At 51.1% G+C, this 18537-nt stretch carries 27 protein-coding genes and 2 pseudogenes; 24 read left to right on the plus strand and 5 right to left on the minus strand.

The genetic code is table 11. The features are described 5' to 3' along the window. From AAER43_RS09055 to AAER43_RS09145, 19 genes and pseudogenes are all read left to right on the plus strand, one after another. On the plus strand, nucleotides 1-570 hold the full coding sequence (locus AAER43_RS09055) for a hypothetical protein (RefSeq protein ID WP_049015400.1): 570 nt from the start codon (nucleotides 1-3) through the stop codon (nucleotides 568-570). After that, complete coding sequence (locus AAER43_RS09060; RefSeq protein WP_049015402.1) at nucleotides 570-974, plus strand: head decoration protein; 405 nt, start codon at nucleotides 570-572, stop codon at nucleotides 972-974. The genes AAER43_RS09055 and AAER43_RS09060 overlap by 1 nt, the downstream gene beginning before the upstream one ends. 97 nt (nucleotides 975-1071) lie before the next feature. Beyond that, complete coding sequence (locus AAER43_RS09065) at nucleotides 1072-2121, plus strand: major capsid protein (RefSeq protein WP_023157311.1); 1050 nt, start codon at nucleotides 1072-1074, stop codon at nucleotides 2119-2121. A gap of 1 nt (nucleotide 2122) precedes the next feature. Then, complete coding sequence (locus AAER43_RS09070) at nucleotides 2123-2503, plus strand: hypothetical protein (RefSeq protein WP_223825720.1); 381 nt, start codon at nucleotides 2123-2125, stop codon at nucleotides 2501-2503. Nucleotides 2504-2507: 4 nt separating this feature from the next. After that, the gene (locus AAER43_RS09075) at nucleotides 2508-2867 is read left to right on the plus strand and encodes a hypothetical protein (RefSeq protein ID WP_000537794.1); all 360 of its coding nucleotides are present in this window, start codon (nucleotides 2508-2510) and stop codon (nucleotides 2865-2867) included. Then, the gene (locus AAER43_RS09080) at nucleotides 2864-3418 is read left to right on the plus strand and encodes an ATP-binding protein (protein ID WP_342701882.1); all 555 of its coding nucleotides are present in this window, start codon (nucleotides 2864-2866) and stop codon (nucleotides 3416-3418) included. Before AAER43_RS09075 ends, AAER43_RS09080 begins: the two co-directional genes overlap by 4 nt. Further along, a pseudogene (locus tag AAER43_RS09085) lies at nucleotides 3384-4547 on the plus strand (phage tail sheath subtilisin-like domain-containing protein); the annotation flags it as partial. The gene AAER43_RS09080 and the pseudogene AAER43_RS09085, both read left to right, overlap by 35 nt. Before the next feature lie 3 nt (nucleotides 4548-4550). Next, nucleotides 4551-4922, plus strand: a complete 372-nt coding sequence (locus tag AAER43_RS09090) for a phage tail tube protein (RefSeq protein ID WP_000896638.1) — start codon at nucleotides 4551-4553, stop codon at nucleotides 4920-4922. A 1-nt stretch (nucleotide 4923) separates the two neighbouring features. Then, a complete protein-coding gene (locus AAER43_RS09095) occupies nucleotides 4924-5202 on the plus strand; it encodes a phage tail assembly protein (protein ID WP_000807719.1) in 279 nt (92 codons plus the stop codon). A 141-nt stretch (nucleotides 5203-5343) separates the two neighbouring features. Next, a complete protein-coding gene (locus AAER43_RS09100; RefSeq protein WP_200922097.1) occupies nucleotides 5344-7227 on the plus strand; it encodes a lytic transglycosylase domain-containing protein in 1884 nt (627 codons plus the stop codon). Nucleotides 7228-7274: 47 nt separating this feature from the next. Beyond that, nucleotides 7275-7841, plus strand: coding sequence for a hypothetical protein (locus AAER43_RS09105; protein WP_049015419.1), 567 nt, complete (start codon nucleotides 7275-7277; stop codon nucleotides 7839-7841). Nucleotides 7842-7912: 71 nt separating this feature from the next. Then, nucleotides 7913-9316: a DNA circularization N-terminal domain-containing protein gene (locus AAER43_RS09110; protein WP_049015421.1), complete on the plus strand. Its 1404-nt coding sequence runs from the start codon at nucleotides 7913-7915 to the stop codon at nucleotides 9314-9316. Then, nucleotides 9313-10398: a phage baseplate assembly protein gene (locus AAER43_RS09115; protein ID WP_001515585.1), complete on the plus strand. Its 1086-nt coding sequence runs from the start codon at nucleotides 9313-9315 to the stop codon at nucleotides 10396-10398. Before AAER43_RS09110 ends, AAER43_RS09115 begins: the two co-directional genes overlap by 4 nt. Beyond that, nucleotides 10395-10979 (plus strand): phage baseplate assembly protein, encoded by a 585-nt coding sequence (locus AAER43_RS09120; RefSeq protein WP_023568807.1) that lies wholly within the window; start codon nucleotides 10395-10397, stop codon nucleotides 10977-10979. Before AAER43_RS09115 ends, AAER43_RS09120 begins: the two co-directional genes overlap by 4 nt. Then, a complete protein-coding gene (locus AAER43_RS09125; RefSeq protein WP_001279799.1) occupies nucleotides 10976-11413 on the plus strand; it encodes a phage GP46 family protein in 438 nt (145 codons plus the stop codon). Before AAER43_RS09120 ends, AAER43_RS09125 begins: the two co-directional genes overlap by 4 nt. Nucleotide 11414: 1 nt before the next feature. Beyond that, entirely contained in the window at nucleotides 11415-12557 is a 1143-nt protein-coding gene (locus tag AAER43_RS09130; RefSeq protein WP_049015430.1) for a baseplate J/gp47 family protein, read from the plus strand. Further along, nucleotides 12554-13147 (plus strand): YmfQ family protein, encoded by a 594-nt coding sequence (locus AAER43_RS09135; RefSeq protein ID WP_000051911.1) that lies wholly within the window; start codon nucleotides 12554-12556, stop codon nucleotides 13145-13147. Before AAER43_RS09130 ends, AAER43_RS09135 begins: the two co-directional genes overlap by 4 nt. A 51-nt stretch (nucleotides 13148-13198) precedes the next feature. After that, nucleotides 13199-13873, plus strand: coding sequence for a hypothetical protein (locus AAER43_RS09140; RefSeq protein ID WP_236249499.1), 675 nt, complete (start codon nucleotides 13199-13201; stop codon nucleotides 13871-13873). A 2-nt stretch (nucleotides 13874-13875) separates the two neighbouring features. Continuing rightward, nucleotides 13876-14295 carry a tail fiber assembly protein gene (locus AAER43_RS09145; protein WP_049015096.1) on the plus strand — a complete coding sequence of 140 codons (420 nt, stop codon included), beginning with the start codon at nucleotides 13876-13878 and terminating at the stop codon, nucleotides 14293-14295. On the opposite strand, the gene AAER43_RS09150 is transcribed toward AAER43_RS09145, so the two are convergent. Continuing rightward, nucleotides 14276-14734: a tail fiber assembly protein gene (locus AAER43_RS09150; protein WP_233424115.1), complete on the minus strand. Its 459-nt coding sequence runs from the start codon at nucleotides 14732-14734 to the stop codon at nucleotides 14276-14278. The genes AAER43_RS09145 and AAER43_RS09150 overlap by 20 nt on opposite strands. Continuing rightward, nucleotides 14694-15080, minus strand: a complete 387-nt coding sequence (locus tag AAER43_RS09155; RefSeq protein ID WP_053089805.1) for a hypothetical protein — start codon at nucleotides 15078-15080, stop codon at nucleotides 14694-14696. Before AAER43_RS09155 ends, AAER43_RS09150 begins: the two co-directional genes overlap by 41 nt. A gap of 47 nt (nucleotides 15081-15127) precedes the next feature. On the opposite strand from AAER43_RS09155, the gene AAER43_RS09160 reads away from it, so the two are divergent. Next, nucleotides 15128-15688, plus strand: a complete 561-nt coding sequence (locus AAER43_RS09160) for a recombinase family protein (RefSeq protein ID WP_049015047.1) — start codon at nucleotides 15128-15130, stop codon at nucleotides 15686-15688. 43 nt (nucleotides 15689-15731) lie between these two features. Here the strand turns inward: AAER43_RS09160 and AAER43_RS09165 are convergent, their stop codons facing one another. After that, nucleotides 15732-15998, minus strand: a complete 267-nt coding sequence (locus AAER43_RS09165; protein ID WP_038977185.1) for a DinI family protein — start codon at nucleotides 15996-15998, stop codon at nucleotides 15732-15734. Between the two features lie 99 nt (nucleotides 15999-16097). Between AAER43_RS09165 and AAER43_RS09170 the strand changes: the two genes are divergently transcribed. From AAER43_RS09170 to AAER43_RS09180, 3 genes and pseudogenes are all read left to right on the plus strand, one after another. Then, nucleotides 16098-16337: a hypothetical protein gene (locus AAER43_RS09170; RefSeq protein WP_023325685.1), complete on the plus strand. Its 240-nt coding sequence runs from the start codon at nucleotides 16098-16100 to the stop codon at nucleotides 16335-16337. Further along, nucleotides 16337-16657, plus strand: a complete 321-nt coding sequence (locus tag AAER43_RS09175; protein ID WP_049015053.1) for a hypothetical protein — start codon at nucleotides 16337-16339, stop codon at nucleotides 16655-16657. Before AAER43_RS09170 ends, AAER43_RS09175 begins: the two co-directional genes overlap by 1 nt. A 252-nt stretch (nucleotides 16658-16909) precedes the next feature. Then, nucleotides 16910-17026 (plus strand): annotated as a pseudogene (locus tag AAER43_RS09180) (S24 family peptidase); the annotation flags it as partial. A gap of 80 nt (nucleotides 17027-17106) precedes the next feature. Here the strand turns inward: AAER43_RS09180 and AAER43_RS09185 are convergent. Together AAER43_RS09185 and AAER43_RS09190 are read right to left on the minus strand one after the other, a co-directional pair. Continuing rightward, on the minus strand, nucleotides 17107-17709 hold the full coding sequence (locus AAER43_RS09185; RefSeq protein WP_045889599.1) for a hypothetical protein: 603 nt from the start codon (nucleotides 17707-17709) through the stop codon (nucleotides 17107-17109). Between the two features lie 82 nt (nucleotides 17710-17791). Beyond that, nucleotides 17792-18091, minus strand: coding sequence for a DinI-like family protein (locus AAER43_RS09190; RefSeq protein ID WP_049015967.1), 300 nt, complete (start codon nucleotides 18089-18091; stop codon nucleotides 17792-17794). Between the two features lie 119 nt (nucleotides 18092-18210). Here AAER43_RS09190 and AAER43_RS09195 point away from each other — a divergent pair, with 119 nt between their 5' ends. Further along, a complete protein-coding gene (locus AAER43_RS09195) occupies nucleotides 18211-18531 on the plus strand; it encodes a hypothetical protein (RefSeq protein ID WP_045406334.1) in 321 nt (106 codons plus the stop codon). Nucleotides 18532-18537 lie beyond the last annotated feature (6 nt).

An 18537-nucleotide genomic window follows, 5' to 3' on the forward strand; every position in this document is an offset into this window, starting at 1 on the left:
ATGGCAAAGAAAAAACCGTTTAGTTTTGCTCACCTTATGGGTCTTGGCGCTTCCGCTTCAGAGGAAGAAGAGGATAAAAAAGCCAAAAAAGCGAAAGCCCGTCGTGCTGAAGAAGAAGAGGAAGAGGAGACCGCAGAAGAGGAAGAAGAGGAAACTGCGGAAGAAGAGGAGGAAGAGACAGCCTCCGAAGAAGACGACGATCCTGAAGCAGAAGAAGATGAAGACGGTGATGACCCAAAAGAAAGTAAGTCAGCCCGACAGGCGCGTAGTGCAGAGCGTAAGCGCTGCGCCCGTATCTTCGGTAGTAAGCATGCAGCCGCGAATCCTTCACTGGCCGCGTCACTGGCGTTCAATACCGGGATGAGTTCTGCAGCAGCAATTAACGTCCTGGCCTCTTCGGCTCCGGCAGCAGCATCAGTGCAGCCACCCCGCAAACGCTCTCTCGATCAGCGTATGCAGGAAAGCCACCAGGTTCGGCTTAACCCGGATAGTGGACGGAAAGAGACCGGAAAGTCTGCGCTGGTAAGTAAAATGACCGGCCTCTACAACTCCACAAGAGGAGAGAAATAATGGATCAGTTTGGTCAGAATGCGTTTGCGCCTGGCATGAAGAGCGCGCTGTTTATTCCGGATCAGCTTGTCGCTGGCACGCTCCAGCTGGTGACTGACACCGGGATCATTACGGGCGGTACCTTTAAGCGTGGTACGGTCCTGGGCCTGGTGGCTGCCAGCGGGAAATACACGCAATGTGTGAAAACGGCTGAAGATGGCAGTCAGGTACCCGTTGCTATTCTGGTTGATGATGTTGATGCATCGTCTTCCGATCAGAACGGCGGCCTGTATCTGATGGGGGAATTCAACCAGCACCGAATTATTTTTGATAACTCCTGGACGACAGCTGACCTGAAAAAAGCGCTCCGACCGCTGGCTATCTTCCTGAAAGACAGTGACCAGGCACCTGTAACCACCTCCTGATTTCCCCCACGGCTCTCCTGACGAATGCTTTAACCGGCAGGGGCTGGCTCGTTTAAAATTTTTGCCAGCTACGGCTGGCACTATCAAGAGACTGAATATGGAAAATATTTTTGATACCAGCGTGCTGGTGCAGGTTGTTCCTAACCTGAAAACCAGCCAGAACTGGCTGCTCGATCGCTTCTTCCCGAATGTCGTGACTTACGAGACTGAAGAAGTGGCGATTGATGTTGATGTCGGCCTGCGTCGTATGGCGCCGTTCGTCTCCCCGCTGGTGGAAGGTAAGCTGGTCGAATCCCGTAAATACCAGACCAATACCTTTAAACCGGCATACATCAAAGATAAGCGCGCGCCGGACCTGCGCAAACCTATCCGTCGCCAGATTGGTGAGCGTATTGGCGGGGAATATACCGCTGCCGAGCGCGAAATGCTGAACCTTCAGTTTGAAATGGCTGACCAGATTGACATGATCAACCGTCGTCTGGAATGGATGGCGGCCAGTGCGCTGGTGTCCGGGACCGTAACCGTCGCCGGGGAGGGCTATGAAACTAAGGTGGTGGATTTCGGTCGTGCTTCGGATCTGACCATCACTCTTAGCGGCTCGGATAAATGGCCACTGACCGTTGCAGCTGGCGCTACCAATACCCAGCCATCAGATGACATTGAAATCTGGCAGACTACTTTCCTGAAAGAGTCCGGCTCTGTCGCCACGGATCTGGTCTTTACGAATAAGTCATGGCGTGCATTCCGACTGGATACCACCATCAAGGATAACGCCATTACATTCCCGGCGCTGAGCCCGTTTGGTAACCAAATTAACGCCGGCCCACAGGCGATGAAGGGCGCAATTTATAAAGGGCGTTGGGGTAACTTTGACCTCTGGTTATATAACGACTGGTTTATTGACCCGCTGGACAACGTCGAGAAGCCTATGATCCCCGATGGCGCTGTCATTATGAGTGGGGCCGATCTGATGGGGACCCGCGCATTTGGCGTTATCCTGGACCCGGCTTTCAACTACGGTCCGCTGGCCTATGCGCCAAAATCCTGGGTGAAAGAAGATCCAGCCCAGCGTCTTATCCTGATGCAATCCTCCCCGCTGGTTATTCCGAGCCGGGTAAATGCATCCCTCTGCGCAACGGTGGTCTGATATGGCAAAACAACCTAATACCGGGCTGGCTGATGATCTGAATGCAGAAGGATCTGCCAAAGATGGCCTGAGCGTTGACGACCTGAATGCGGGCGATAACACCCAGGTAAAACAGCCTTTGAGCAAAACAGATGATGCCGAATCGTCTGTTGATGACGATGGTGGTGACGAAAAATCCGAAGACACTGAATCGCAGGAGTATGTGGTGTTGAAAGGGAATTGCATTCGTCATGACGGGGAGATGTACCGCGAAAATATGCGCATCCCTGTAACCGGCAAAGATGCTGAGCGTCTTCTGCAGTCCGGCGTTATTGCTGATGTTGATGTGCTTCGTAAGCGAGTTCTTGCTTCTCAGCCATCAGTTTCAGTTACGACAGGGTAATGACATGGGCGTGGACTGGGATTCTCATCTTCTGAGTCCGCTGCATGATGTCTTTGGCGATGAGCACGAGTACCGTCCACGTAACGGTACTCCTTTTACAATTAACGGGATTTTTGACCGTGGTTATGCGCAGGTTGCTGAAAACCTTGATGGCGATTCAGAAATTAACACCTCCAGCCCGATGCTGGGTGTGCGCGATGCTGAATTTCGCAAGCTGGGTAAATCGCAACCTGCTGTATCTGACCGGGTATTTATAAAGACGGTCGGTGGTCACATCATCAATCAGTTATTTGTTGTGTCAAACGTCGAACCCGACAGTCATGGCGGATCTCGTCTTGTCCTCAATGTGGTAAAACCGCGATGAATGCAGCAGCGATACGGCAAATGGTTGTCACTGCACTAACCGGGACAACCAGCGCGGACGACCGCGTATTCTCACCACGCGACTGGTCAACTTCACCTGATATGTATCCTGTGTTGTTGGTTCAGACGCCTTTTGAACAGAAAAAATCACAGGGGCGTAATACCCCTGCTTTTACTACCCTCACCACTGTCAGGATCACCGGGCGCGTTCAGGAGTATGACGGCGATACAGTGGATGATGGAGCCATGCGGGCAGAGCTGGCGCTTGAAAGCCTTCGCGAGCAGGTGGAGCGCGCGGTGATCAACAGCTACGAACTGACGCGGAACATTCAGAAATACGCGGAAGTTCGTTCAACCATCAATGTTGATTCAGACGGAGAGGCCCATATGGGGCAGCTTCTTTTTGAGATCGACATAGAGCATTACCAGGGGCCGGAAGATTTTTATCCTGTCCAGTCGGTTCCCCTTGAGGGCATGGATATTGCGGTCGACATGCCAGACGGCACAGTTAAACCGGGCAACCGGAGTGATCTCCCTTTATATTGCTGGTGAGCGCATTCAGTTGACCGTTGTAGCAACAGATACGGTGACAGCGATCGCCACCTCTCTGGCCGCGGCGATTAACGCAAAAACCACGCTACCTGTAACCGCCAGCGCGGCTACGGATACCGTAACCCTGACCGCGAAGAACCTTGGTGCTACGGGTAACGGGATCGACATTCGCCTGAACTTCCTCGGCTTACCGGGAGGCGAGTCGACACCTGCAGGCCTAGAACTGACGATTACTGCTATGTCTAACGGAGTCGGGGCTCCGGATATTACCGGCGCGCTGGCTAACCTGCAGGATCGGACATTCGATTTCATCATCAACCCTTACGACGATACAACCTCGTTGAATGTGATGAAGGAGTTCCTGTCAGACACTGGCGGTCGCTGGGCATGGGACAAGCAGCTTTATGGCCATTCCTTTGGTACCACCACCGGGACTTACGCCCAGCTCGGTACTAAAGGTGAGCTGCGCAATAACCAGCATGAGACCCTGCTGGGCGTAAATAAATCGCCGTCTCCTTCCTGGGCATGGTCTGCAGCTTACACCGGCGCAGCTGCGGTGAGTCTGCGTAATGACCCCGGCCGCCCGCTACAGTCGCTCGCTGTTCAGGGGGTACTTGCGCCAGAACTGCAGGATCGCTTTGAGCTGACCGAGCGTAACAATCTGCTGTACAGCGGCATTTCGACATTTACGGTCGATGACGATGGCACGGTGCGCATTGAAAACCTGATCACCACCTATCAGAAAAACAGCTATGGCGATGCAGATGACAGTTATCTGGAAGTTGAGACGCTGTTCAGCCTGATGTTTGTGACCCGCTACCTGCGCACGGCGGTGACCAGCAAGTTTGGCCGCATGAAGCTTGCTGCGGACGGGACCCGATTTGCACCTGGCGCGGCGATCGTCACGCCAAACATTATCAAGGCCGATCAGATTGCCGAGTACCAGACTCTGGTATGGAACGGTTATGCGCAGGATGCGGAGGCATTCGCAAAAAACATCATCGTCGAGCAGAACGCCAAAAATCCGAACCGCGTCGATGTGCTGTGGCCGGGAACCCTCATGAACCAGTTGCGCATTTTCGCGCTGCTCAATCAGTTCCGCACGCGGGCTGAATCAACAGGAGCTTAAACGATGGCAGGTGATACTACTAACCGCCTGGCGGGAACCGCCTATGTCACTGTTAACGGTGTGACGGTAATGGTGGAGGGCTCGTTTAAATACCAGGCTGCCACCGTAAACCGTACCACCCTGACAGGGATGGATGGTGTGCACGGATATAAGGAAAAACCTGTGGCGCCATACATTTCTGCCCGACTGCGTGACAGTGGCGGAACGAATGTGCAGGGCTTTAACCAGCAGACGAACGTCAACGTGATCGCCGAGCTGGCTAACGGGAAAACTATCATTGGCCGTTCACTCTGGACGGTCAACGTCCAGGAAGTGGAAAGCGAAGATGCAGTATTTGATGTTCGCTGGGAAGGTCGCGACGTAACGGAGAACTAAGATGGCTGAGATTGAACGCGTTAAAACCATTCCCTTAACCGTAGCGCTGGATGATGCTGCGGAGAAGACTACTTATACACAGCTGGAGCTGAAAGCACCCACGCTGAGCCAGGCGGAGCAGTTTTATGAGAAACAGGCTGCGTCAACGTCACTCGCGGCGATGCGCCTGCTTATTGCGCTGGTTTCCGGTACGCGTGAAAGCGTGCTGCAGCCGATGGACTTTCTCGACTTCCGTAAGTGTGAGGAGTATCTGCTCAGTTTTTTGACCTGGAAGCCCTGACAACCTGGCAGGAAATGGCCGCTGACGTCACCTTCTATTTTCGCTGGTCTGAGGACAGGGCGTGGGGAATGACCCGCGCCCGGCTGAAATGGTGGGTGGCGCAGGCATCCCGGATAAATAAGCTTAGGAAACCTGAAGACGATGAGTAATTCTTTTGATTTTGAGCTGGTGGCCAGCGACCAGGTTAGCGAGGCTATAGACCGCATTAATGAGGCTGTCCGTGACCTGGAGCCGAAGCTAGATAAAACTAAAGAAGGGCTCAAGTTAGGCGGCCAGGAAACAGCCGACGGACTGAATGGTTTCATTTCGCGCCTCGAAAATATGTCGAAGAGCGCGCGGGATAACGTGCAGTACATCGGCGATATGGTTCCCCCACTGAAAATGGTGGGGGAGCTCGCGGGCAAGATGGGTACACTGGGGCTGGTTGGTGCTGCCGGCTACGGGCTGAAACAGGTTGCTTATGGTTTTCGGGAGGCATCGCGAGAGGCCTACAATCTTGATGTGTCTGCAAAAAATGCAGGAATGCGAGTTGCAGAGTTTTCAAGACTGGCAGGGGCTATGCAGATCAATGGAGCAGATAGTGAGAGCGCCAGGGCTTCAATTGAGGGATTCGCAAAGGCGTTGAAGGAAGCAAATAGCGGCAGTAATCAAGGAATGATGGGGGCTTTTGCGATGATTGGCGTGGAGATACAGAAAAATAAGGATGGCTCTGTTGATACGCTTAAAACACTGCAGGAAATTGCGAAGATATTCCCGACTCTGCGACCAGAACAACAAAAGTCCTTTGCTGATGCGGTGGGTTTTACTCCCGAAATGCTGGCATTAATGCGCGAAGGGGGCAGACTCACTGAACTTCTGACAAAATCCGATAAATTTGGTTTGACCGTAGATCCGGCACTGAACCAGCAGTTGAGTGAAGTGAACGTCACGATGAATGAGCTTAGTGCATCCTGGGATGGGCTGTGGCAACGTTCAAAAAACAAGGCACTCAAGACCATTCTGTCGGATGGTTCAGTCAAAGACGGTCTTGAAGGTGTTACCGATCTGTTCACCAACGGTGACTTTACCGGGCTGTCTCATGCTCTCGGTTTTATCAACAGCAATGATGCTCAGAAACTACGGCGCATTCAGAACGATAAGGCACTTTATGACAGTTTACCCCGCAGTGAACGTGGACAGGTTGATGCGGGTTTCATGACTGATGCCGTAAGAAAGCGGTACGATGCAAATTACCGCGCGACCGATTCTGCGATTCAATTGCAGAATGATATGGCTGCAGTAACGGGCCCACGTGCTGCCGGAAGCAAATATGTGCCTTACCGCCAGAATGGTCAGTATGATGACTTGCTGAATGAAGCAGGACAGCAATACGGTGTTGATCCTCGTCTGCTGAAAGCCATTATGACTCAGGAATCGGGTGGAAATCCCAATGCTATCAGTAGTGCTGGTGCGAAAGGATTGATGCAAATTATGCCGTCCAATTTCCGTTCGACCGGCGTAACAGACTGGACTGACCCTCGGCAGAATATTATGGCCGGGGCACAAATCATGGCCGAAAATCTGAAAAGTTCTGGTGGTAATATCCCGCTGGCGCTTCGTTATTACAACGGGGGTTATGATACGAGCCGCTGGGGGCCGCAGAACCGGGCTTATCCTGGGGCGGTTCTTGGGCACTATCAGAATATCATTAATGAAGAAGCTCTGACCCGCGATTCTATCCCTGAAAATCATGCTAATGAGCAATCAACAGCTATGGGTATGAACCTACCAGTACAACCTGGTGGTGAATCGGCTTCTCCCGACGGCGAGGTTAAAAGTAAATCGACAGGTACGGGAATTATCCTGCCCCCACAGCCTGGCACAGAACAAAATCAGGCTTTGGCTGATAAACTCACCAGCTCATTTAAAAGCGCTGTCGAAGATCAAAAGCTGAAGCTTGAAATCACCATGGTTGACAGTAAGGGTGGCAGAAAGGAATACAGTACACAGAACGGAGGGAGGATAACGCTTCCAATGCCCTACTAAGGCGGTATTATAGAGTATGATAATATTTCATACTGGATGGGTTATATATGTCAAAGCTATCTGTTTTTATTTTTACTCTGTTATTTTGTTCATTGCCTTTTCGCTCATACTCGGATGATTTTAGCAATAAGGCCGTTAAATCCTATCAGGCTGGTGATTGGGTTGTTGTTGAGTTCGCGGCTGACAAACAGCTTGTTTATAAGATGGCGACAGAGGCCATAAATAAAAACCTCAAAGAAACATATCTTAGCTTTTATTTTACTCCTCCACAGAGTTGTAAGCCTACAACCGCTGAGATAGTTATGCTTATGGGTGGGTATAATGACGCTCTTGATGGAGGTAAGGTTCCTATGGCATTCAAAATCCCTGGAGGGAAAGAGGATGTGGAGGTGGTCGACACGAGTATGCAAAAAAATGATCAATTTGCATTTTTCAAATTCAATCAGTTAACAGTTCAGAAATTAATGAGTTCGCCAGGCAATGGGAATCTTGCTGTCTGGATCCCTTCTAGTGGTGACAAAAGAGTGAAAGGTTCATCTAACATGTATTTTTCATTGAACGGTTTCAAACAAGCTTATGCAATAGCGAATAAATTGTGTACTGATAACCTTTAACCTAAACGACAAGAGAAAATTTCAATATAAGCCCGCGTTTTATACGTGGGCTTATTCTTTCTGGAGGCGCGATGCCGTCAATTATTCAGGATGCAATAACTTCTCTTTTGGGGGGGGATGCCAGCGATGACTGGCAGGGGCAGTTACGGCCCAGCTCATTCAGAGGTGTGCCATTTGCAATTGTTGCTGAGGAAGGGAGCCACGGTCGACGCCAGGCGGTACATGAATATCCCTACCGTGACACAGCCTGGATAGAAGATATCGGGCGGGCAACGCGGCGATTCGTTATTCGCGGTTTCTTGATCCAGAACAGTCAGGTTTACGGCGGTGGCGATGCCATCACACAGCGCCAGTCGCTGATTGAAGCCTGTGAACAAAAAGGTAGCGGTACGCTTGTCCATCCGACACTGGGCGAATTAACAGTTTCCATCCCTGAGAATGGTTTGCGTATTTCCGGGGCGATGGAGAACGGGCGAGTATTTGAATTCACCCTGATGGCAATAGAATCAGGGCTTAAAGTGTTTGCGGTCACGGGCAGTACCGTTGCAGGTGCCACGGTGAAAACCAACTACCTGAAACTGGTCAGCACTGCTGTGCTGAGTACGATTGCCAGGGTTAAAAGTGAAATCCGCGGTGTCACACAGGCTATAAACACCATCAGAGGCACGGTCACGTTCTGGACCAACATGGTTGACAGTACTATCAGCCAGGTAACGAATCTCAGCAATGTCCTGAACTCCACGTTCGGGAATACCCGGTACGGACGTTACAGTAAAGGCTCTGTGGGTGGTAGTTCCTCTGCTGTTGCTGGCAAATCGTCAGTTGCTGATGTGGATGATGAGAGAGCACTGGCTGAAAAGGTAACAGCCCAGTCGGTAATGGACCGGAAAAATGTTACCGACAGGTCGAGCCAGCTTAGCAGCTCCAACACACCTGATGAGTTTGTCCAGGGTGTCGCCGACGTGGTAAACGCAATTCTTAACAGCGCCGGCAGCGTTAATGACCGAATCACAGCGCTGGAAAAACTGGCTAATTCAATCAGCACGGAGTACCAGCAGTCCGACAGCAGCAAAGCGATTTCGGCGACCATAAATACGCTGATTGTTGTGCTATGTACTGGCGCCATGACCAGTGCCGCTGCGGACTCCAGACCTGCCAGTACAGACGAGGCAGAAGAGTTAACTCAACGAGTTTCTGTGCAACTGGATACGGCGCTGGTTCAGGCTGGAGACCGCGCTGACGATGATATGTATAACGCGCTTCTCGCCGTCAGATCGGCATTCCTTTCCACGATGAGTGAGCGCGCTTCTGGTCTGAGCGAGCTTCTTCAGGTTACTACCGCTCAGCCGCTTCCGGCGCTGACGCTGGCAAACCGATTATACCAGGATGCCACCCGTGCAGATGAACTGGTGCAGGAAGCGCGCGTACCGCATCCGGCGTTTATGCCGACAACCATGAAGGTACCGAGGCAATGAATGCAGACAGCGATCTGGATGTTGTTTCTTTGACGGTCGACGGCAAAATCATCGAGGGGTGGGATTCTGTCCGGGTAACGCGGGGTATTGAGCGTTTTCCCTCTGATTTCGATCTTGGGCTAATGGATTACTTCCCTGGCAACGAAGATCGTCAACTCGTTGAAGAGGGAATGTCCTGTGAAGTTCGTATCGGAGATGATTTGACACTGACGGGATATGTTGATGACTGGGAACCCGCACTATCGCGCTCCCGCCATGAGGTCCGCGCGACGGGCAGGAGCAAATGTCAGGACCTGGTGGATTGCTCAGCTGAGTGGCCTAACAACGTCATTAATGCCAGTAATGCGCTTGAAATTGCTTCTCGCCTGGCATCCTACTATGGAATCACCGTAACCACGGATGTTGATGAACTTGTGAAGGTACCCCAGTTCACTCTGAACTGGGGTGAGTCTCCGCAAGAAGTTATCGATCGGGTGGCCAGATGGTCTGCTCTGCTTTACTACGATCAGCCCGATGGAAACCTGTTACTGACCCGGGTGGGAACACGCCGTGCAGCGAGCGGAATAGCCGAAGGGGTAAATGTCGAACAGGCGTACTACCGCAAATCGATGGCCGACAGGTTTTCAGACTATGTCGGTGTATCAATGAGCGTTTCTCCAATTGCAGGGTATTCGCCTGATACGGCCTATGACGCTGTGACTCTGGCAACGGCGAGAGATCCGGAGGCCGCCCGCATGCGGTACCGGAAACATATATCGATTGTGGAAAGTACCCTGATGGCTACTCAACAGGCACAAAGTGCGATCGACTGGGAAATGAACCGGCGGTACGGACGTTCAAAACAGCTCTCGGTAACCATCGATTCCTGGCGGGATAAAGACGGGAAACTGTGGGAACCAAACACATTGATCCCCGTTGATCTTCCCACCTTACGGTTGCCGGAGACTGAATTGCTACTGGCAGAAGTCACCTATATGCGCGATGACTACGGCACCCATGCACGCATGACGCTGATGCCGCCTGAAGCATTCGCCGTTCAGCCATATGCCTTCTACCAGAACCTGGCGGGATTCAATACATGAAGCAACTATTTAAACATGCAGCGACCAGGATCGCCGGCATGCTGGGGATTGGCCGGATCACGGCTATGAAAGATGGTGGGGTGGTGCAGTCAATCCAGTACCAGACTCCGCTGGAGGTGGCCAGCGCACCGCGGATGGCAGAATTTGGCTTTTCATCCGGCCTGCCGTCAGGGACTGACGTGGTTCTGGCTTTTATTGGCGGTGATCGTTCCAGCGCGGTGGTAATTGCGTCCAACCATCAGGGGTTCCGTCATACAGGCCTGAAAGCGGGCGAAACGGTCATGTATAACCAGTGGGGCCTTAATATTCTCCTGACGGAGAAGGGGATCTTCCTGGATGCAAAGGGCCAGAATGTTGAGGTCAATAACGCCACTAACGTGACCATCAATGCCAGCCAGGGGATCCTTGCAAATACCCCGATCCTGAGGTGCACGGGTGACATTGTGGATAACTGTGAAACCAATACCCGAACACTGAAAGAGCTGCGGGATGCACATAATGACCATGATCATGTGGTTAAAAATGCCCAGAGTGGCAATGACAATATCCGCAGCCAAAAAACAGAGGATCAGGTGACATGAGTGACATCGCTTCATTCTGGAATGTGGATGAGATGTTTGCTGACTGGCAGAAAGGGCTGGGTGAACTCACCACGGGGAACGATTTACAGACTGCAATACTGGACAGCCTGTTTACCGACAGGCTGGCGCGCGCTGACGATGATTATGAGGATAGCGATCGCCGCGGCTGGTGGGGGGATTCCGGGGAGGAATCCCAACTGGGATCCCGGCTGTGGCTGCTACGGCGGAAAAAACTGACCCCGGATGTAGCAAAAAAAGCGGAGGAATACTCGAGTGAAGCGCTCAACTGGTTAAAGGTTGATGGCGTTGTCAGCGAGGTTATTCCTGTTGCAAGGATCGTCCTGCCTGACCGGCTCAATCTCATTATCCGCTATCAGGCACCGGGGAAGGACTGGCAGGAATTCAGGTTTTACTGGATATGGGAGCAACGTTAATATGCCGTTTAAACGACCGACGCTGAGCGAACTCCGCGACGGAAACCGGAAATTTATGCAGGCGGAGCTTGAGGATGTTGGTGCGCTCCTGCGCTTCGCGAACCTGAAGGTACTGGCTGACATGGATGCGGGGATGGGGCATCTGCATTACGCCTACCTTGACTATATTGCCCTGCAGACAAACCCGTTTACCTCTACCGATGAGTATCTCGCCGGGTGGATGGCCCTTAAGCAGGTATTCAGAAAACCAGCTGCAGCGGCGAAGTCGCCTGCGGTACAGGCTAGTGGCAGTGTTGACTGTATTATCCCTGCTGGATCGATCATTAACCGCGGGGACGGATACCAGTACCGGACGGATGCAGATCTTAAAATTCAGGCAGATGGATTTGGTATCGTCGCGGTGACGGCCATACTGCCGGATATTACCAGTGATGTAACGGGTGGAGGCGCGCGCGGTAACGCTGATGCCGGGACCATAATGACCCTGGACGCGAATATTGCTGGCGTGGATCCACAGGTAACGTTACTGTCCGCTGCGACCGGCGGAGCCGATATTGAAACGGAAGAGGATTTTCGCAGTCGTGGCTTGCTGGCATGGCAGAATCCGCCTCAGGGTGGAAGCGACGCCGATTATAAAAAATGGGCGCTTGAGGTTTCGGGCGTCACCCGCGCGTGGGTAAAGCGGCGTCTGAACGGGGCCGGGACCGTTGGCGTGTATATCATGTGTGATCGGAATGACAATGGTGGGTTTCCGGTCGGTACCGACGGAATATCCCAACTTGAGGACTGGGGGGCTGTTAAAGCCACCGGAGACCAGCTCGCTGTCGCCGACCACATCTATCCGCAGCAGACAGACACTGCCATTGTTTTCGTATGTTCCCCGATCAAGAAAGTCATCAATATTGAAATCTCTGGGATCAAAAATGCCGATAGCACCACAGTTCAGGGGATAAAAGACGCGCTGACGGCGCTGTTTTTTGATGAAGCTAACCCTGATGGTTCTGGGAAAGTTTACCTCTCTGATATTAACGGGAGTATCGGCGGTGTTAGCGGCACGACGGGCTATATTCTTAACTCTCCGACGGCCAATATCACCTTTGCTGTTGGCGAAATTCCGGTGCTTGGCGGGGTGAATTTTGTATGAGCCTCTTTTCAAAAAATGATTATGCCGGTGCGCTTGGTGCGCTGCTACCGACGGGCAGGGCGTGGCCCCGGTCGCAAAGAACGGTACAGGCTGCGGTATTACGGGCACTGGGCAGCGCGTTTCAGCGTTCTGACAACGATGCGCAAAGCCTGATTACTGGTGCTTTTCCCCCTACAGCGACGGTAATGTTGTCAGAATGGGAAAGCTCTCTGGGGTTACCAGATGATTGTGCGATTGGTGAATCCGGTGGCGTCAGCGATCGCCAGCGCGCCGTGGTGGCAAAGTTAATCAGCACCGGCGGCCTGAACCGCGATTATTACATCCGGGTGGCTGCAGCTCTTGGTTATACCATCACTATCACACAGTTCCGGCCCGCTATGAGTGGCATGTCAGTATGCGGTGATGCGCTCAACGGTGACGAGTGGCCATTTACCTGGCGGATAAATGCGCCACAAACAACGATCAAGTATTCGCTTGCTGGCGCGTCCTACTGCGGAGATCCGCTCGCATCGTGGGGCAATAAACAACTGGAGTGTTCAATCAACAAAATTGCCCCATCCCATCTGAACATCATTTTTAATTATTCATAACTGATATTTCCCCCTCTGATTTTATCGCTTAACACTAAGTGAGGATTAACTATGCTCCGAATCGGGCAAGTCGAAGCTACTGCAACGCAGGATGGCAAATATACTGATGGAAGTGTTGCTGGTGGTATTGCCGCAACGAGGCTGCGGGCCGCAGCGTTTAACGCCATGCAGGAAGAGTTAGCGCATATTGTAGAGTCGGCAGGATTGGCGCTCGACATTAACGATATGACGCAGGTTTTAAAAGCAATTCAAAAACTGACACTGAGCCGTATAAACCCATTCGCTGATATCAAATCAGATGGTGCAGCGGCGATTTCTACGGCTCTCGCAAACCTTGGTTTAGGGGAAATCGCCAGTGCTGCCGATATTACCGCTGGCACGCAAAAAAAACTTGTTGATGCGGCAGGGTTAAATTCGTATTTCCCCGCCCGGGGATTTAACTCGGCAGGTTACATCAGAATTCCTAATCAGCCCGGTGGGTTAATACTGCAATGGGGGCCTGTTCCTGCAATCCCGGCTGGAGGTTCAATCGTAATGACCTATGGCTTTGCTTACCCAGGTGGTTTTTTAGCGACTATTCCCATCGCGGGCTCGTCAGCAGCATGTGCAAACTCAATTCTGGCAGGTGGTGGTGGTAACAACAGAGCATCATTTCAGGTGTATAACAACCTTCCTGGAGTGACTACGGCCACGGGCGCAGGTGTTTACATATCATTGGGATATTAATCATGTATTACAGCAAATCAGTGAACGGGTTTATTCCTGATCAATGGATGGAAGATGGTACTTATAACCCGGTGCCAACGGATGCCATCAAACTTACAGAACAGGAAGTTAAAGAGTTTCATGGAGTCAGCACCCCAGGGAAAATGGTTGACGTGATCAATGGTCATCTCGCATGGGTTGATCTTCCGCCACCAACACATGGCGAACAGGTGGCAGCAGCTGAAGCTGAGAAGAACAGGCGGGTTAATGATGCAAATGATTACATCAGCAGAAAACAGTGGCCTGGCAAAGCCGCCATTGGTCGACTAAAGGGTGATGAGCTGGCGCAGTACAATCTGTGGCTGGATTATCTTGATGGACTGGAGGCCGTTGATACCTCCAGCGCACCTGATATCGAGTGGCCTACTCCCCCGGAGGTGTAGGCCATACGGGTTTTGCTGTATCAACACGCATCAGCAAGACCCGGTATTTTTTCCATGCCGCAAGGCCTGCGGTTTCCTCTTCTGTGGCTATTCCCGCATCAACAGCATCCTGGCGCCAGTTAATTTCATTATTGGCAACGGTACGCCTTGCCGTCCTTTCATTTTCAGCCATAGCAATCAGCTGCTCTTCAGAAGGCGGCGGCATATCAACCCATTGAGGACGCCCATCGAGCGTATCGATAAACTTCCCCGGCGGCGCAGGAAACAATGCACCGTACTCTTCACCTGTAACGTCCACACCATCCTCAGGCCATTCCCCGGCAGCAATCAGACGCTCTTTTTCAATAATGGGATAAAACCCCGCTGTTGACGGGCTCCAGACATATTCAATTGTCATTTCATGATACTCCAATAGCAATCCAGTCAACGTTGAAGCCACCAGAGCCACCCTGCCACAACCCAAACCGCGTCGTGGTTTTTGACCCTGTTCCAAGACCAATATCCGCCGCTGCCTGTGCCGCACTTCCCCCTTGCGATACCCCAACATCATTCCAGACCGTAGCGACCCTGAAATTTGCAGAGGAAAATGCTCGCGGGAGTGTGACGTACTGGTTATTCACGCCAATTGCGAAGCCAGCACTACCCTGCTGTATTGTTGTTCCATCCGGGAAGCGAACCCACCCCGGCCCCGAAGTGAAAGACGACATATCGGGTATTTGCCCCGGTCCCGTTCCTACCTCACGCTTTGCAGCTTCTTTCAAACCAACATTTTTGAGAATGACCATCTAGCTCACCAGTGGCATGCTTTCTGCCTTTTGCAGGGGATAAAACCATGCTTATTGGGTATGTCAGGGTGTCAACAAATGACCAGAACACCGCATTACAGAGAAATGCGCTCGATAGCGCAGGATGTGAACTGATTTTTGAAGATAAAATAAGCGGCAAGACATCCGAGAGGCCGGGGCTCAAAAAGGTACTCCGTATCTTGTCGGAGGGAGACACGCTGGTGGTCTGGAAACTCGATCGGCTCGGTAGAAGCATGCGGCATCTTGTCGTTCTGGTGGAGGAGCTGCGAGAGCGGGGCATTAATTTTCGCAGCCTGACCGACAGCATAGACACGTCTACGCCGATGGGCCGATTCTTCTTTCATGTTATGGGGGCTTTAGCAGAAATGGAAAGAGAGCTCATTGTTGAACGCACCCGGGCGGGTTTAGCAGCTGCGCGAGCAAAAGGGCGGATCGGCGGTCGCAGGCCCAAATTAACGGATGAGCAATGGGCGCAGGCAGGGAGATTGATCGCAGCAGGGGAATCTCGTCAGCGTGTGGCAATAATTTACGACGTAGGGGTTTCAACACTCTACCGAAAATTTCCGGTAGGTAGTGGTAAGAAATAATGCAGGCCGCCAGTGAATATTGAAGCTGGCAGCCTGAACCATTTTACAGCCCAGCCTGGCGAACCGTCGGGAATTCAGACACCAGCCACATATCGGCCTCTTCAAACATTTCCTCCAGCATGCGATTCAACTTTTCCCGATCGCTTTTGCTGGCATCACTATTCAAGCCGTTCGCCTGCATCGGCTTTACCTTCACTTCGGCATCAGGAAAAATTTTGTGCACCCGCTTTGTTAGTTCAGCCAGGATGATCTCTCCGGCCCCCTGGAGCCCCTCAACATTTCGCTTGTCATAAACCAGTTCAACAAACATAACGATCCTCTTAAAAGTGAAAATTGCCTGTGCTTGATCTGTTTTTATAAAAATACTACTGTATATGTATACAGTCAATGAGCGAGTGAGGGTGCGTTTATGCCTCGTCAACCGGATATTCGTGCTGCTTTTATTGCGGCCATACAGCAAAACCCGAAGGGCTATCTCTGCCTGCATACAGACAAATTCATCGCTGAACTGCAGGAAAGGAACTGGCATTTCAGCCAGGCAGATGCAAATTCATGGATCGAGCGATACCAGCCGGACTTCGCCGATAAGACGACAAACGGAAGCGAGAACCGATACTGGATCCTGCGTAACATGGGGAGGGTTTTCTAATGGGATTTCCATCGCCAGCCATGGATTACCAAGAGCAGCGCATGACGATAGATGTTATCTGTGGTGTAGATAACAACTGCCGGGTTATTGAAACTTCATGCGGCTGGGCCGTTATTAACGTCAGTCTGAAGCCAGAAGGAGGGGATACGTTGCTGGTTAGCATGGACGGGAGAAACCAGTTTGTGAAGCTAATGGGTCAGGCACTGATAACGGAAGAGGGTGAGGCGATCGAAGGAGAAGCCTTGAATGATGTTACGGTGCACGGCGTTCTTACACATACACTTAACCAAGTTAAAGACGATAAATCGCCTGTAATGTAGCGTGTAAATGTCGGGGGTTATTCCCCCATTTTTCCCCAATGATTCCCCGCACAAATTTTAAACATGAAAAAACCAACCATAAGAGGCTGGTTTTCAATGTGTTTTTGGTCGGCACGAGAGGATTTGAACCTCCGACCCCCGACACCCCATGACAGCACGCTACCATGATAATCAAGGCGCTGCGGACCCTAAAATAATTTTCCATAGTCCACGATATCCATCTACAGACCATCCGCCATACATAACTATCCCTACACGCTGCGTGTGTCCGGTGATTCCATGATCGGCGCCGGTATTCTCGATGGCTCTTTTCTTCTTGTCGACTTCAGCCTTATGCCCCAGCATAACGATATTGTCGTCTTTAACATCGTGGGCGTGTCTGGTTTCTACAAAGATTCCCGCACAACGGGCGGGAATCGGGTAAGCTTGAACGGCATGACATTGCCGCGCTAGTTTAAAAAGGGATAAACTTCAAAAGAAGCCCATAAGTCATTGTTAAGTGCCAGCAAACCTACGGAGATATAGGATAATATCGCAAGTGCTCCTGTAAAATAAAGTATGGTTTTCTTTAACTTTTTCCACAGAATTAGAGCTGGAATCGAAATTACGGCTATCACACCCATCTGGTAAAAAAATTGTTTGGCAATGTCACCATCACTCCAAGGGTATATAAAAACATAAGGGGCAAAAAGTATTAAATGGACAACTCTAAGTATAAACCCTATACCTGCCCCAGGTATTGCAAAAAAACCTCCGGCGCTTTGTAATAAAAAACTTGCCCTCAGGCCGGGAATAAGAATAAAAAAATTAAGAATAGCCCAGAATGTTAATATTATCGTGGCATAGCCAAAAAGAGTGCTTAACCCAGATTGACCGGCAACTGCTGTAAACTGTGGCGTCTGGTAAGACTGGCTCGGCTGACTAACTGATTTGCTGGCATCACATGCATTTTGCCAGCTCTCTGCATTTTGTGCCTGCCATCCATGATCATACTGTTTAAACGGCCTGTCACTGGTAACATACTTGCCTTCATCATCTTGCCTAACACCCATATTTAAGCCCCATTATTTTTATTCATGCCGATATGTGTAGTTGTACGACTTATACTTAACGGAATGTCCGATCCCGTAGCTGTTACACTTGATATGATAACGCAATATGGCCTATACGGAAGAGAACAATTACAGCAACAATTTCCTCCAGCATACGGTTCAGCTTCTCCCGATCGCTTTTACTTGCATCGCTATTCAAGCCGTTCGCCTGCATCGGCTTCACCTTCACTTCGGCATCAGGGAAAATCTGATGCACCCGCTTCGTCAGCTCGGCCAGAATGATCTCTCTGGCCCCTTCGAGCCCCGCAACATTACGCTTGTCATATACCAGTGTTTGAACACTGACAAATTCATTACTGAATTGCGCGTTAGGAATTGGCATTTCAGCCAAGCAGATGCCAATGCATGGATTAAGAGATACCAACCAGACTTTGCTGATAAGACGACGGATGGAAGCGATAACCGTTACTGGATCTTGCGTAATATGGGGAGGGTTTTCTGATGGGCTTTCCTTCACCGGCTATGGATTACCAGGAACAGCGGTTAACCATAGATCTGTTATGCGGAATTGATGGGAACTGCAGGGTAATAGAAACGTCTTGCGGTTGGGCTGTCATTAACGTTGCCATGAGGCCAGAGCAGGGAGATACCCTACTGGTAAGAATGGATAACAGGAACGAGTTTGCAAAGCTATACGGGGCGGCATTGATAACAGAAGATGGTGAAGCGATAGAAGGCGACGCGCTGGATGATGTAACTGTGTACGGCGTACTGACTCACACCCTTAACATTATAGGGGAGGACAAGTTACCCACTATCTAACCGGAT

The sequence above is a fragment of the Enterobacter sp. FUJ80071 genome, assembly GCF_038739915.1.
GTDB lineage: Bacteria > Pseudomonadota > Gammaproteobacteria > Enterobacterales > Enterobacteriaceae > Enterobacter > Enterobacter kobei.

Excerpts from the sequence above, each read along its gene's own strand:
- AAER43_RS09080 (WP_342701882.1), top strand. The coding sequence starts at position 2,864 with ATGAATGCAGCAGCGATACGGCAAATGGTTGTCACTGCACTAACCGGG.
- AAER43_RS09195 (WP_045406334.1), top strand. The coding sequence starts at position 18,211 with ATGGGCTTTCCTTCACCGGCTATGGATTACCAGGAACAGCGGTTAACC.
- AAER43_RS09100 (WP_200922097.1), top strand. The coding sequence starts at position 5,344 with ATGAGTAATTCTTTTGATTTTGAGCTGGTGGCCAGCGACCAGGTTAGC.
- AAER43_RS09110 (WP_049015421.1), top strand. The coding sequence starts at position 7,913 with ATGCCGTCAATTATTCAGGATGCAATAACTTCTCTTTTGGGGGGGGAT.
- AAER43_RS09055 (WP_049015400.1), top strand. The coding sequence starts at position 1 with ATGGCAAAGAAAAAACCGTTTAGTTTTGCTCACCTTATGGGTCTTGGC.
- AAER43_RS09160 (WP_049015047.1), top strand. The coding sequence starts at position 15,128 with ATGCTTATTGGGTATGTCAGGGTGTCAACAAATGACCAGAACACCGCA.
- AAER43_RS09145 (WP_049015096.1), top strand. The coding sequence starts at position 13,876 with ATGTATTACAGCAAATCAGTGAACGGGTTTATTCCTGATCAATGGATG.
- AAER43_RS09105 (WP_049015419.1), top strand. The coding sequence starts at position 7,275 with ATGTCAAAGCTATCTGTTTTTATTTTTACTCTGTTATTTTGTTCATTG.
- AAER43_RS09120 (WP_023568807.1), top strand. The coding sequence starts at position 10,395 with ATGAAGCAACTATTTAAACATGCAGCGACCAGGATCGCCGGCATGCTG.
- AAER43_RS09070 (WP_223825720.1), top strand. The coding sequence starts at position 2,123 with ATGGCAAAACAACCTAATACCGGGCTGGCTGATGATCTGAATGCAGAA.
- AAER43_RS09170 (WP_023325685.1), top strand. The coding sequence starts at position 16,098 with ATGCCTCGTCAACCGGATATTCGTGCTGCTTTTATTGCGGCCATACAG.
- AAER43_RS09175 (WP_049015053.1), top strand. The coding sequence starts at position 16,337 with ATGGGATTTCCATCGCCAGCCATGGATTACCAAGAGCAGCGCATGACG.
- AAER43_RS09130 (WP_049015430.1), top strand. The coding sequence starts at position 11,415 with ATGCCGTTTAAACGACCGACGCTGAGCGAACTCCGCGACGGAAACCGG.
- AAER43_RS09185 (WP_045889599.1), bottom strand. The coding sequence starts at position 17,709 with ATGGGTGTTAGGCAAGATGATGAAGGCAAGTATGTTACCAGTGACAGG.
- AAER43_RS09065 (WP_023157311.1), top strand. The coding sequence starts at position 1,072 with ATGGAAAATATTTTTGATACCAGCGTGCTGGTGCAGGTTGTTCCTAAC.
- AAER43_RS09060 (WP_049015402.1), top strand. The coding sequence starts at position 570 with ATGGATCAGTTTGGTCAGAATGCGTTTGCGCCTGGCATGAAGAGCGCG.
- AAER43_RS09075 (WP_000537794.1), top strand. The coding sequence starts at position 2,508 with ATGGGCGTGGACTGGGATTCTCATCTTCTGAGTCCGCTGCATGATGTC.
- AAER43_RS09125 (WP_001279799.1), top strand. The coding sequence starts at position 10,976 with ATGAGTGACATCGCTTCATTCTGGAATGTGGATGAGATGTTTGCTGAC.
- AAER43_RS09155 (WP_053089805.1), bottom strand. The coding sequence starts at position 15,080 with ATGGTCATTCTCAAAAATGTTGGTTTGAAAGAAGCTGCAAAGCGTGAG.
- AAER43_RS09115 (WP_001515585.1), top strand. The coding sequence starts at position 9,313 with ATGAATGCAGACAGCGATCTGGATGTTGTTTCTTTGACGGTCGACGGC.
- AAER43_RS09095 (WP_000807719.1), top strand. The coding sequence starts at position 4,924 with ATGGCTGAGATTGAACGCGTTAAAACCATTCCCTTAACCGTAGCGCTG.
- AAER43_RS09190 (WP_049015967.1), bottom strand. The coding sequence starts at position 18,091 with ATGCCAATTCCTAACGCGCAATTCAGTAATGAATTTGTCAGTGTTCAA.
- AAER43_RS09140 (WP_236249499.1), top strand. The coding sequence starts at position 13,199 with ATGCTCCGAATCGGGCAAGTCGAAGCTACTGCAACGCAGGATGGCAAA.
- AAER43_RS09165 (WP_038977185.1), bottom strand. The coding sequence starts at position 15,998 with ATGTTTGTTGAACTGGTTTATGACAAGCGAAATGTTGAGGGGCTCCAG.
- AAER43_RS09090 (WP_000896638.1), top strand. The coding sequence starts at position 4,551 with ATGGCAGGTGATACTACTAACCGCCTGGCGGGAACCGCCTATGTCACT.
- AAER43_RS09135 (WP_000051911.1), top strand. The coding sequence starts at position 12,554 with ATGAGCCTCTTTTCAAAAAATGATTATGCCGGTGCGCTTGGTGCGCTG.